The organism is Endozoicomonas sp. Z74 (assembly GCF_057680865.1).
On the sequence record NZ_JBLYZI010000137.1, the window covers coordinates 1 to 11410 of the forward strand.

Annotated in this window: 14 protein-coding genes and 1 other RNA gene; 10 read left to right on the forward strand and 5 right to left on the reverse strand. The window is 51.2% G+C overall.

All coding sequences use genetic code 11. The features are described from left to right. Window positions 1-114: 114 nt before the first annotated feature. The 4 genes from ACNRUY_RS24005 to ACNRUY_RS24020 all read right to left on the reverse strand — a co-directional run bounded on the left by ACNRUY_RS24005 (window position 115) and on the right by ACNRUY_RS24020 (window position 1819). On the reverse strand, window positions 115-621 hold the full coding sequence (locus tag ACNRUY_RS24005; RefSeq protein ID WP_488114202.1) for a DUF1800 family protein: 507 nt from the start codon (window positions 619-621) through the stop codon (window positions 115-117). Window positions 622-1040: 419 nt separating this feature from the next. Beyond that, a non-coding RNA gene (ssrS, locus tag ACNRUY_RS24010) (6S RNA) lies at window positions 1041-1220 on the reverse strand. An 87-nt stretch (window positions 1221-1307) separates the two neighbouring features. Next, on the reverse strand, window positions 1308-1613 hold the full coding sequence (locus ACNRUY_RS24015) for a cell division protein ZapA (protein WP_488114203.1): 306 nt from the start codon (window positions 1611-1613) through the stop codon (window positions 1308-1310). Further along, entirely contained in the window at window positions 1610-1819 is a 210-nt protein-coding gene (locus ACNRUY_RS24020; RefSeq protein ID WP_488114204.1) for a TIGR02449 family protein, read from the reverse strand. The genes ACNRUY_RS24015 and ACNRUY_RS24020 overlap by 4 nt, the downstream gene beginning before the upstream one ends. A 260-nt stretch (window positions 1820-2079) precedes the next feature. On the opposite strand from ACNRUY_RS24020, the gene ACNRUY_RS24025 reads away from it, so the two are divergent. From ACNRUY_RS24025 to ACNRUY_RS24060, 8 genes are all read left to right on the forward strand, one after another. Further along, the gene (locus ACNRUY_RS24025; RefSeq protein WP_488114205.1) at window positions 2080-2688 is read left to right on the forward strand and encodes a UPF0149 family protein; all 609 of its coding nucleotides are present in this window, start codon (window positions 2080-2082) and stop codon (window positions 2686-2688) included. A gap of 37 nt (window positions 2689-2725) precedes the next feature. Then, a complete protein-coding gene (gene ubiH / locus ACNRUY_RS24030) occupies window positions 2726-3985 on the forward strand; it encodes a 2-octaprenyl-6-methoxyphenyl hydroxylase (protein ID WP_488114206.1) in 1260 nt (419 codons plus the stop codon). A 73-nt stretch (window positions 3986-4058) separates the two neighbouring features. Beyond that, window positions 4059-5291: an FAD-dependent oxidoreductase gene (locus ACNRUY_RS24035; RefSeq protein ID WP_488114207.1), complete on the forward strand. Its 1233-nt coding sequence runs from the start codon at window positions 4059-4061 to the stop codon at window positions 5289-5291. A 217-nt stretch (window positions 5292-5508) separates the two neighbouring features. After that, window positions 5509-6747, forward strand: a complete 1239-nt coding sequence (locus ACNRUY_RS24040) for a histidine phosphatase family protein (protein ID WP_488114208.1) — start codon at window positions 5509-5511, stop codon at window positions 6745-6747. Between the two features lie 94 nt (window positions 6748-6841). Beyond that, window positions 6842-7657: a hypothetical protein gene (locus tag ACNRUY_RS24045; RefSeq protein ID WP_488114209.1), complete on the forward strand. Its 816-nt coding sequence runs from the start codon at window positions 6842-6844 to the stop codon at window positions 7655-7657. Window positions 7658-7790: 133 nt separating this feature from the next. Beyond that, window positions 7791-8774: a class I SAM-dependent methyltransferase gene (locus tag ACNRUY_RS24050; protein ID WP_488114210.1), complete on the forward strand. Its 984-nt coding sequence runs from the start codon at window positions 7791-7793 to the stop codon at window positions 8772-8774. Window positions 8775-8999: 225 nt separating this feature from the next. Then, window positions 9000-9392, forward strand: a complete 393-nt coding sequence (locus ACNRUY_RS24055) for a hypothetical protein (protein WP_488114211.1) — start codon at window positions 9000-9002, stop codon at window positions 9390-9392. 84 nt (window positions 9393-9476) lie between these two features. Further along, a complete protein-coding gene (locus tag ACNRUY_RS24060; RefSeq protein ID WP_488114212.1) occupies window positions 9477-9698 on the forward strand; it encodes a DUF2835 family protein in 222 nt (73 codons plus the stop codon). A gap of 13 nt (window positions 9699-9711) precedes the next feature. On the opposite strand, the gene ACNRUY_RS24065 is transcribed toward ACNRUY_RS24060, so the two are convergent. Then, window positions 9712-10599 (reverse strand): LysR family transcriptional regulator, encoded by an 888-nt coding sequence (locus ACNRUY_RS24065; protein WP_488114213.1) that lies wholly within the window; start codon window positions 10597-10599, stop codon window positions 9712-9714. Window positions 10600-10744: 145 nt separating this feature from the next. On the opposite strand from ACNRUY_RS24065, the gene ACNRUY_RS24070 reads away from it, so the two are divergent. Together ACNRUY_RS24070 and ACNRUY_RS24075 are read left to right on the forward strand one after the other, a co-directional pair. Further along, a complete protein-coding gene (locus tag ACNRUY_RS24070; protein ID WP_488114214.1) occupies window positions 10745-11098 on the forward strand; it encodes an NAD(P)H-dependent oxidoreductase in 354 nt (117 codons plus the stop codon). Beyond that, on the forward strand, window positions 11035-11208 hold the full coding sequence (locus ACNRUY_RS24075) for an NAD(P)H-dependent oxidoreductase (protein ID WP_488114215.1): 174 nt from the start codon (window positions 11035-11037) through the stop codon (window positions 11206-11208). The genes ACNRUY_RS24070 and ACNRUY_RS24075 overlap by 64 nt, the downstream gene beginning before the upstream one ends. Window positions 11209-11410: the final 202 nt, after the last annotated feature.

Sequence of the window (11410 nt, forward strand, 5' to 3'; positions counted from 1 at the left end):
CATTTTTGCCAGAAAGCGCTCTTTGCGGGTGGTTCTGCGTTTATGGACAAACTCACTGTCTGCGAAACTAAGCTGGCTCATGGACAGAAACTCAAGCTGGAAGCGATGGGAGTATTATCTCATGGCTAGGGACTTAATCGCACCTTCCCTATTCTTTTTGGGATTTTCCTTCTGGCTGCCATCCAGAGAAAGGAATGTTCCCATTGATGGATTGAGGGTCACTTGTTCAAGAAATTGACGAAAATTACCAAAGGCATGATTGATCAGGAGGTCGTAATAAGCCAGAAGTGCCTCGTCATTTTTTGGGCCCCCATTGTATTTTGAACAAACAAATATCTGGCTAAAAGCAAAAGCCACCTTTTGCCTTAATGGGTCTTCAGCATAAAGGGTTCGGCACCACCAGGCGCCTCTCCGGCAATATACATTGGTTTTTGTTCCAGTTATTCCGGCGTATTTTCTGGCGAGCTCAAGGTGCAATTGAGGTGGCGTGTTGAATTGTTGTTCCAGCCATTGTTCTACGCCTGTTTTAAGGAGCTGGTCAACATCTTCGACTTTTGGTCCGAACGTTGCCCGATAAAGAAATTTCGCTGCCTGTTTACGGTTATCAATGATTGCCGTCAATGCTGGAAGCCTCTTTTGATTTAATAACGCTTATGATGGTCTATCAATCATGAATAACTATTACCATATTATTTCCCCTATGACTGTAAAGGCTGTATTCAGCCGTATGTGAAACAGTCCTCATTTATTAAACGCCCAGAGTGACCCGTAGGACTCTGTTCTGTCATTTACAGACAGAAGGAGCCTGGTGGCTGAAGATTTACTTCAAGGTCTTCAAGAGAGCGGTTTTGCTGATATGTGGAAAAGCTCAGGAGGAACAAGATTTTCTGACGCAGATATCCTGCCCGTATTACTATCGAGCCCAGTTTGGATCTACTCAGAGGGGGCTGATGATTTCATGCTCGAAAAGGATCAGGTGTTGTTTTTTGGGGGGAGATGTTTTGTCCCGTTCAACATAACGAGAGGAGATACAGTAGTGAAACCTCCCCACCCTGCCGCTGCCACGTTTGCCCGTGGCCGTAACGGTCACGGTGGGGGCTGCTGAGACGAATCGGGCTTTCCGCTACGGGGCGGACCTGCACTCCAGCATCTGCGAGGAGCCCCCTGGATGGTATTATCGGCTCGGGACGTATGGTGGCTGGCAAACAGGCCAGGGAGGTTTCAAGCGCATTATATCGGTTGGGGGCCAGAAGTCTGTAAGTTTTTTTGGCTATTGATTCCCGCAGGAAATGACCTTTGGTTATCAGTCAGCGCTCTACGGACTCCAGCGCCTGGTCCAGTTTGCCCAGCAACTGGTTGATGTGTTCCTGGGTATCCAGCTTTTCGTTTTCACTCTGGTTGCGAACTTGCATGAACTCATAACTGATGTTGAGTGCAGCCATCACCGCAATGCGCTCCACGCCAATCACTTTGCCGGTGGTGCGGATTTCCTGCATTTTATGATTCAGGTATTTTGCGGCCACCTGAAGAGCCTCCTGATCTTCGGGAGGGCAGCTGATGCGGTATTCTTTGTCCAGAATGGTTACGGCGGTGGTTGCGCTCAGGTCCGTCATGATTCCTGCTCCAGAGTCCGAAGGCGATTAATCATGGCCTCCACCTTTCGGCGGGCATGGTCATTGTTTTCCATCAGCTTCGCTTTTTCGGCTCTCCACGATTGTTCCTGCTGGCGCAACTGGCGGTTTTCTTCCCGCAGCTTCTGGCAAAGAGCCACCAGATAATCCACTTTCTCGTCGAGGGCAATGAAATCAGGCTCTTTCATGGTTTCCTGAATGCTCGGTTATTGGGTTTACTATAGCTGCTGAAGAATTCCAGAACAATGGTTGTAAGCAAGAAGGGTTGCCCCGATGGCGCCACCCAAAAAAAGTCAGAAGTCTGATAGAATCCTCACAGGTTCCCATAGTGGAAGAAAAACACTTTGCGCCACTCTCTATCTGTGCAATACCAACCATGGAACAACATGGATTCAAAACATGGCTGCAAACAGTTTTTCACCGTAAACAGTATGAATCAGGAATTATGATGACCACGACTTTCGATACAGAGCCCTGTGAACCGGTCCAGTTTGATGAACTGGCGGACCGGTTGGTGGAAGTGGGTGGTAATGGCCACCCATCGGAGATTCATGGTTATCTCTGTGGGCTGTTATCCGCAGGCAGTCGTCCAGCGGTCCAGGACTGGCTGAAGCAGGTGTCTGAGCAGCTGGGTGATGTCTCTTTTGATGATTTGACAGAGTCGCTGTTGAGTCAGTTGTTTCGCTATACCCTTGGAGAGCTTGAATCGGGCAGTTTTTCCGCCAGCCTGATGCTTCCGGATGACGAGGATGGGCTTCGGGAACGGACGGAGTCACTGGGAGTCTGGTGTCAGTCTTTTGTTTCCGGTTTTGGCCAGGGGCTTCAGAACCAGGAAGTTGGGGAAATGGTGGAGGAAGTGCTGCGGGACTTTGCCCAGATCAGTCTGATTGAAGCCACTGACGACAGTGAGGAGTCTGAAAAGCTGTTTGTTGAGGTCAGCGAGTTTGTGAGGCTGGCGTGGCTGAATGTGTTTGCCGAAGTGTGCACAAAGTCGGACTCCAGTACTGATGCCAATAAGGGGGCTGACAAGGCCGGGACTCCGGATACGCTTCATTAATCTATCAATTCATTAATGGCTGAGGTTGTGACCACCCATGATTTCCCGCTGCTCTGACGAGGTTGCCTCCATGGATTATGATGTTCTGGTCATTGGTGCGGGTCTGGTCGGGGCCAGCCTGGTGTGTGCCCTTGAGAGCAGCATCAGGCAACAGGGGCTGCGGTTGGCTCTGGTGGAAACCCATGACCTGGATTCCGTTCGTGAACGTCCTCCCAGTTTTGATGCCAGGGCTTCTGCCCTGTCCTGGGGAACCCGCTGTATCTATGACGGGCTGGGTTTGTGGCAGAACCTTTCCTCCGAGGCCTGTGCCATTGAGCAGGTACATGTGTCCGACCGGGGGCATTTCGGAGTTACCCGGTTAAGTGCCAGGGATGAAGGGGTTGAGGCGCTGGGCTATGTGGTAAAAAACCACTACCTGGGTGACGCGCTGTTGGAGAGGGTCAAGGAATACCAGCAGCAGGGTATGATTCAACTGTTCAGCCCTGACCAGGTGGAATCCCTCAAGCCGATTCCGGGGGGGATGGAGGCGCGGTTAAGTTCAGCTTCGATTCGTGCTTCTCTGGTGGTGCTGGTGGATGGAGGCCGTTCCGGACTGATGGATCAGCTGGGCATTGCCCGGGATGTTACTGAATATCAGCAGCATGGGGTTATTGCCAATATTGCCCTGGATCGACCTCACCAGGGTATCGCCTATGAACGATTTTCCGGAAAAGGCCCCATGGCCCTTCTCCCTTTGATGCCCGGTTCCGGGCCGTCTTCGTTTCAACATCCGCTTCCACATCAGAGCGCTCTGGTATGGACGATGCCTGATTGTGAAATGGATGAGGTTCTCTCTATGGATGACCGGAGCTTTCTGGCAAGGCTTCAAGCCTGTTTTGGCTATCGGGCGGGGCGGTTTCTGGCTGTGGGCAAGCGGGATCATTACCCTTTGTCCATGAGCCTGGCGAAAGAACAGGTTCGTCCCGGTCTGGTGATTCTGGGGAATGCGGCCCACGCGATACACCCGGTTGCCGGGCAGGGTTATAACCTGGCCATTCGAGACACAATGGTTCTCGCAAACAGCATTCGCACCTCTGTGGATAAAGGCGTCAGTCCCGGTGATCTGGGGCGCCTGCTGAGTTATCAACAGGAGCAACAGAAAGACCAGTGGGTGACCAGTCGCTTCTGTGATGGTCTGGTCAAACTGTTCTCTAAAACAGATGCCGTATCGGTGCTGGCCAGAAACCTGGGGCTGACCGCTATGGATCGCTGTACCCCCGTGAAATCCCGTTTTGCCCGTAAGGCCATGGGGTTGTGATTGCTTTCGGTTTTTCCAGAACACTGTGCTGGAACCAACTCCAGCCACAGGTAAAGGCAGGTTAAAGGAAGTCATGCAGACATTTGATGTCATCATTGTGGGGGGCGGAATGGTGGGCGCCTCCCTGGCCCTGGCGCTTTCTGATTCAGAAGCCGGTCTGAACGTTGCCCTGATTGATCAGCAGTCATTGGTGGCACATCCACTGTCCATGGATATGCCCTGGCAACCAAGAGTCAGCGCCCTGTCCACGGCCTCGATCAACTGGTTCAAGCATCTCGGTGCCTGGGAATTAATGGTGAGCCAGAGGGTATGTCCTTACCAGCAGATGACGGTCTGGGATGGTGAGGGAACCGGTGAGATTCATTTCGATGCAGACTCTGTTTCGCTGCCAGACCTTGGCTACATTGTGGAGAATGCCGTCATTCGCAATGCTTTGTTGATGAAGCTCGCTGATTCAGGGGTTCACTGCTTTGGGGACCAGCCTGAGGTGGGCTACCAGCTCTCGGGGGAAGGTGGAGGGCAGGTGCTGTTAGCGGACGGCATTGTTCTGGAAGCCCCGCTTTTAGTGGCTGCGGAAGGGGCAGAGTCAAGATTAAGGCAAATGGCGGGCATCCCCACAAACCAGAAGGACTACCTTCATCATGCGTTAGTCACCACCGTTGAAACTGAGCGGGCCCATGAGGGGTGTGCCCGGCAGGTGTTTCTGGACACCGGTCCGCTGGCGTTTCTTCCCCTGCCAGACCGGGAGGGTCGGCATTACTGCTCCATTGTCTGGTCTCTGTTGCCGGGTCAGGCTGACCGTCTGGAGACTCTGGCTGATTCCGCTTTCTGTGATGAACTGGGGCAGGCCTTTGAAGGTCGCGCTGGCACCATTATTCATGCAGATCCCCGGTTGAGGTTTCCCCTGCGTGAACGGCATGCCAGACAATATCATCGCCAGGGTGTGGTTCTGGTGGGGGATGCGGCTCACACCATTCATCCGCTGGCAGGCCAGGGTGTGAACCTTGGGTTCATGGATGTGGCGGTGCTTTCAGAAGAGCTGCTCAGGGCCTGCAGGCGCGGGGATGATTTTTATGGGCCGCATATTCTTGACCGCTACCAGCGCCGCAGGAAGCCCTCCAATACCGCAATGATGGCGGCCATGGCCGGGTTTCAGAATGTGTTTGGGGCCGATGATATCCGAATACGCTGGCTGAGAAATGCAGGTTTGAAAATAGCCGATCATATGCCATTGATTAAATCGCTTTTTATCCAACAGGCTATGGGGATCCAGGGGGATCTGCCCGAGTCTGTCAGGCCGAATTAGGGATTAGTTTTTTTTCAAGCAGGCTAACCGGCATCTTGAGTGGTTCTCTATTTTCAGTAGTCCTGCATTCGATGCCTGGTTATGAGCATAAAAAGAGACCGGTCAGCTTTTTTCTTCTGAGGTGCTTTTAAAGAGGCAATTTACGATAAAACAACAATGGTTTTCCTGAAAGTTTTCTATCTTGACCGATGGGTTTATGAACAAGCGGAAAAGAAGAATGAAACATCGGTCTTCGCTAGCAGGTTTCTGGTCTGAATCCCTCTGTCAGAAAGCAGGTTCCCCAACGGTTTTTTTCTGGAGAATCAGATATTTTGCTGCCCTGTTCTGTAGTTCACTGTTTTTGCTGTTGCCTTTGTCGTTAATGGCAGCGTCTGCCAAAGTAGCATCTCCCCCTGCTGACTACCTGATTAGCCTGGTCCGCCATGGAGACCGTTCCCCACGGGCTCTGGGAAATATGGCGGAGTATTGGCCGGAGGGGGCTGGTCAGTTAACCCCCAGGGGGGTAGAGCAGGAACTTCAGCTGGGCAGGATGATTCGAAGCCGTTACTTTGGTGATAGCTTGTCTGAGACCTGGACGCCCTCTTTGAGCCAGCATTTTGCCAGAGGGCTGGATCGCACCATACAAAGTGCCAGCGCCTTGCTTCAGGGGATGTTTCCACCCAGCCCAGGAAAAAAAGGGTTGCCAGGGGGGATACAGATTCCGCCGGTTTATGCTTCTCCCGTTGAAAATGATTACTTATTTTCTCCCATGCGCCGTTGCCCCGGGTATTCAGGGATGATCGAGGCTATAAAAAAGAGCCCTGAGTGGCAGAATAAAAAAAAACAATATGCAGAACAACTTGAGCGATGGGCAGGATTAGCCAATACAAGCGCTGATTTCTATTCACTTTTATTATTTACTGATCTGGTTTCTGTTCAAAATAACCACCGCTTATTGTTGCCGGAAGGTGTGAATGGCAAAGACGTGGATGAGCTGGAAGCTCTAATGCACTGGATAATATCGAGCATGGCAAAAGACCCTGGGATTTCCGGGCTGGTGGCAACACCGTTAATTCAGGCGATGATCGTTGATTTAACAAGGGTGAAAAACTGCCTTAAAAGTTCTCCGGGGGAGTGTCAACGCTGGACACTCTATTTGGGCAGTGAGATCAGCCTCATGACGGTGATTGCTTTGCTGGGGGTGTCCCCAGATATGCTTGGCTATGCTTCACACTTGGGGTTTCAATTGAACTGGAATAGCGGAAACCCTGAAATATACCCTTCCCTGAACCATCGCTCTCTGAAGATTCCCGGTTGTCCGGGCCACTGCAGTCTTGACCAATGGCTTCGGGTTCTTCAGAACGCTCTGCCAGAGAGCTGGGAGGCGCTCTGCTCGCGGGGGGGAGAAGCGCTTCTGGAACTCAAGCATTTTATTCCCAACACTCACTCTCCGGTGGGCACTGCCAATGACCGTTAATGAAAATCTGAAAAAAACTGAACTATATTAAGTCAGACCCGTCAAAACTGTATTGAATAAAAAATTGATGAATCCCTTGGATAGGAGGATTTCGATGCGCAGATTGATTCTGGCAGCGTTGCTGCCCCTGGCAGGGATGCTGGCTCTTTTACAAGGGTGCAGTAAACCTGCTGATTGTCCCGACGTTACCTCGGCTGTTCGCGAGGCTGCTCCTGCGGGTAGCCCTACAGTAGAGAAGGAGTTTTATGAGTGTAAGGACACGGGCCGTGCCGGCTTGCTGGAGCAGACCTGGTGCGAAGCCAAAAGTAAATTTGAGACGAGCCCACATTCCGGCAACCCTGATGCTTTCAGTGGTTATCTGAAAGGCTATCGAAACGGTATTAATGATGCTCGTCAGGGCAAGGAGAGCCGTCTGCCCTCCCACAGTATTGAAAGCAAGTCGGAAGCGCCTGAGGATACCGGGTATCGTGATGGATATGCTTCCGTTAAAGGCGCTCTGGGCATGGTTGAGTACGATTGCCGCTCTGCTGAGAGTCCCAGTGAGTTCAAGGATCGCTGGTGCGAGGCTTCTGACTCTTTCCGTAACTCTGGTATTGGCGGCGAGAGCCCTTTTGTGAAGGGGCGCTACATTGATGGGTATATGTCAGGTGGGCGTGTTGCCCTGACAGTTCCAACCTCAATGGAAGCCTTTTTTGGAGGGGAAAATCCTGAAGGCAAGCAGCCTGCCATCGCCCAGCCCGGTGGTGACTTGAAAGGTGCTGAACTGGCCTTTTACCGGGGTTTTGATGAAGGGTATAAGGCGATGATTGCCAGTATCCGTGAGTCCATCAACCAGGTAATGCAGCAGATGCAGGTTCCCAATAATATGGAACTGCCTGAAGGTATGATGCCTCAGCCTCCAGGGCAATAAGCCTTTGCTATCTGCCTGTAAGAGGTGTTCTTTAAGAACGCCTCTTTTATTCATTTAACCTCCCCTTTCTTGATTCAATGTACCAGCCGTTCCTGGCTGTCTATTTTCCTGCTTAAGTTGAAGAGACTGTCCAATGCCATCGACCGGTGCTCGGAATATAGCGAAAACCACTGTGACCCTCCTGTTAAGAAGAAGCACCTTTCTTAATAACCTGATTAAGGTCTCTTTGTTGGCCCCGTTATGGGTAACCCTGAGCTGGGCGGACGGTTACACCCTTTCGAATCAATGGAAGCTGGCCAGGGAGCGGCTGGAGTTGCTTGAAGAAACCCAGAATCCAGGGACCTTTCGCTTTCTTGAGTCATTGAATATACAACCCGGGTGGCAGTGCCTGGATGTGGGCTCTGGGCTAGGCGGTGTTGCCCAGTGGCTGGTAGATAAAGTGGGCGAAAAAGGCAGAGTCACCGCGACGGATATCGACATCCGGTTTTTAAAGGAAAAGCAAAGTGGACATCTAAGGGTGTTGGAACACGATATTGTCAAAGATCCACTGACAGACACTTATAATTTGATTCATGCCCGGGATGTATTGATGCACCTGGCTGAGAAGGAGCAGGTTATCAAAAAGATGGTGGCTGCTCTCAAACCCGGGGGCATTCTGGTGGTGGATGATATGGGGGTTTTTGATGCCAAATATCGACTGTCTACTCTGGATGCTCCTGATGAAGTCTGGAAAAAAGAAGGGGGCGACTATCAGGCTCTGGAGCGTTCAGGACATATTTCCTTTCACTCTGCGTACCTGAATCACCGGCTTTTCAGGGAAGCAGGGTTGATTGAGGTTCAGGCGGAATCAAGTGGCAAACTGGTTCAGGGGGGGGAAACCCCAGAGGGGCGTTTTATGTATCTTTCTACCCTACAGCTGGAAGGGCTGCAGAATCAGAGTGCGGAAGAAAGCCGACTGTATCAGGGGATATTGAAAGCCTATCAGAGCCCTGAAAGTCACTGGTGGGACCACTTCAAAGTGATCACCTGGGGACGAAAGCCTCCCGGAAGCACTAAAGCCAATATTGCTGCAGGGGGAGGGAAAGGGACTCACAGTTCACATTTACAGAATAAGTAACTTGAATACCTTGTCCACATGATGAAAGATACTTCACCGATTTCTCGGCCCAAGTCCACCGATTATTGATTTCTGTACAGGTAACCGGTTGTTTTATTGCGCTAAAATACACGGCTTTATCAGGCAATGGGCAGCCCTTTATTGATGGCGTGCCGCGACCCATAGCACACCTGACTCTGGACTTGGAACGGTGGTGATTCCGTTCGCATTGAGACAGCAATAGCCATGAAACTTATAAGATCCTTTCTGCTTTTTACCTCACTACTGGTGTTCTGGCCATCGGCTTATGCGGTATCCAGCTACCTGCGCTTTGGGGCGGTGGACCACCTGGCGATCCATGAGCTGTACAGCTTTATTCCCCTGGGTTTGATCAGTGGTCTGGCGGTGCTCCTCCCGTTGCTATCCAGAAAGTACGCTGGCTGTCTTCCCTGGGGGCTGGCAGGCTTTATTATTGCAGCGCCCATTGCCTATATTGCCAGCCTTTACGGGGGACTGGTTCTTTCTCCCTGGCTATCGACCACGCTGTTAGGCAGTGCTCCTATTCTGGCCTTTACTTATATTGGTTATAAAGTGGGGGAAAAGGTCAGGAATTACTCTCAGGGGTATTCCTATTACTGAGGGGGTCTTGCCTCCAGACAATGGATGATTGCTAAAATAGTAGGTAACTTTTTCGAACAGCCCCTGACAACAAAGGATTGAGCGATGCACAAGGCGGTGTTTTCTGTCAGTCTGAACTCTCAGCAGGTTCTTGAATATTACAAAGGCACAAAAACAATGGTTCAGGTTCGAACGGAAACCGGACAGAGCATGAGCATACCCTATGACATCATGGTCCGTTTCGTCACCCGGGAAGGCATCTATGGGCGCTTTCAAATTACCTACGGTGACGATGGCAAACTGGGTGATTTGACCCGGCTCAGTTGAAAACGCTCCTCCGCTATGGACCTATCTGGCAGCACTCCCGGAAAATTCCGGCCAGCTCTCTGGTCGCCGGTCCACTGTAGTCCGGGTCCGGGAATACCATAAACAGAGGGATGGATCGGTCATTGTGGGGCTCAATCTCCAGGATTTTTACGGTGCCTTCTTCCAGCTCCTCCTGAATATGGTGGGTTGGCAACCAGGCAAACCCCAGTCCATGTTTGACCAGCCGGATTGAAGAGCTGATGTGGCTGACTGTCCATCTTTCCTCAGAACCCAGCCAGCCAGCACTGGTTTCCCGTTTTGTCCCGGAGTCACGAATCACGATCTGACGGTGCTGTTTGAGATCTTTTTCATTCACGGGCCGGTCAAACTGGTGAAGAGGGTGGTCAAAACGGGCCACCGGGGCAAAGCGTATCGACATTAACGGTTCTCCCAGAAAGCCCTGGGGAATATGTCCGGTGATAACAATATCGGCTTCGCCCGAAGTGAGCATGTCCGTGGTCCCCGACAAAACGGATTCAACCAGCTCAAGGCGGGTATGCCTGGAAACCGGGGAAAATCTTTCCAGAATACGGGTTAACAGCGGGTTGGGGAAAATGACATCTACAGCCAGTGTCAGGGAGCCCTCCCACCCTTCAGACAGGCTGCCAGCTACTTTTTCCAGAGCTTCTGCTTCCCTTAGCAGCGCCTGGGAGCGGCGCAGCATGACCTTTCCTGGCTCGGTCAGCTCCGCCTTCCGCCCCTTGATTTCAAGGACCTGAATACCCAGCTGCTTTTGCAGTTTGTTCACGGCGTAGCTGATCGTTGACTGACTTTTAAACAGAACTTCCGAGGCCTGGGCGAATCCTCCGTGCTCAATGACTGCCTGCAGCATGCGCCACTGTTCAAGGGTTACTTTTGCCATAATCGCCGGGGCTCCTTTTATCGAAAAAATCGATGAATTACGCCGTTATTTTGCGCTTTTTATTCGGTAAATTCGACCATAAAGTAGAACTATGGCCCATCGTACTCTTCGTTTCATTCTTAAGACCACCGCAAGGAGATGAACCATGACACAGATTCTACAGGTCAACAGCAGTTTGTTTGGTGAACAGGGGCAGTCTTCACAACTGACAGCCCGGTTTATTGAGCGTTTTTCTGCCAGTCATCCTGGCACAAAAGCTTATACCCGGGATCTGGCGAAAGACCCTGTTCCACACCTTGATGCAGATACAATGGTGGGCTTTGGTCTGCCAGAAGCTGAACGGAACGAGACACAGCAGGTCCGTGCAGAACTTTCAGATCAGTTGATAGCAGAGCTCCGGTCCGCCGACGTATTGGTGCTTGGCCTGCCGAAGGGGTGTATGAAGGAACGGAATACGATACTCAGACGTCACTGGTTCGCCATTTTCTGGGCTTTATAGGGATTACCGACGTTGAGTTCGTCTATGCAGAGGGCCTGAGTATGGGAGATGACTCCAGAGAAAAAGCGATAGGGGAAGCAAAGGAAACCATTGAAAAAATGGTGGCTTAAGGCTTTTGTCGTAAAAAAAACCGGGGCATTCACAGAGCTGGACTGGTCCAGTCAAAGAGCCCCGGAGGATTCAGGTGCATTAGTTCAGATCTGATCTGACAATTCCCTCTTCAAAAAAGGGAAGGGTTACCGATTTAGATAGAGGGTGAAATCACTGAAATCTAAATCGTAAAAAGGTAACCCTTATGATTCATACTAATCA

Coding starts and splice junctions, on each gene's coding strand:
- ACNRUY_RS24020 (WP_488114204.1), bottom strand. CDS start 1,819: ATGAAAGAGCCTGATTTCATTGCCCTCGACGAGAAAGTGGATTATCTG.
- ACNRUY_RS24045 (WP_488114209.1), top strand. CDS start 6,842: ATGCGCAGATTGATTCTGGCAGCGTTGCTGCCCCTGGCAGGGATGCTG.
- ACNRUY_RS24015 (WP_488114203.1), bottom strand. CDS start 1,613: ATGACGGACCTGAGCGCAACCACCGCCGTAACCATTCTGGACAAAGAA.
- ACNRUY_RS24040 (WP_488114208.1), top strand. CDS start 5,509: ATGAAACATCGGTCTTCGCTAGCAGGTTTCTGGTCTGAATCCCTCTGT.
- ubiH (WP_488114206.1), top strand. CDS start 2,726: ATGATTTCCCGCTGCTCTGACGAGGTTGCCTCCATGGATTATGATGTT.
- ACNRUY_RS24070 (WP_488114214.1), top strand. CDS start 10,745: ATGACACAGATTCTACAGGTCAACAGCAGTTTGTTTGGTGAACAGGGG.
- ACNRUY_RS24060 (WP_488114212.1), top strand. CDS start 9,477: ATGCACAAGGCGGTGTTTTCTGTCAGTCTGAACTCTCAGCAGGTTCTT.
- ACNRUY_RS24055 (WP_488114211.1), top strand. CDS start 9,000: ATGAAACTTATAAGATCCTTTCTGCTTTTTACCTCACTACTGGTGTTC.
- ACNRUY_RS24035 (WP_488114207.1), top strand. CDS start 4,059: ATGCAGACATTTGATGTCATCATTGTGGGGGGCGGAATGGTGGGCGCC.
- ACNRUY_RS24065 (WP_488114213.1), bottom strand. CDS start 10,599: ATGGCAAAAGTAACCCTTGAACAGTGGCGCATGCTGCAGGCAGTCATT.
- ACNRUY_RS24050 (WP_488114210.1), top strand. CDS start 7,791: ATGCCATCGACCGGTGCTCGGAATATAGCGAAAACCACTGTGACCCTC.
- ACNRUY_RS24025 (WP_488114205.1), top strand. CDS start 2,080: ATGACCACGACTTTCGATACAGAGCCCTGTGAACCGGTCCAGTTTGAT.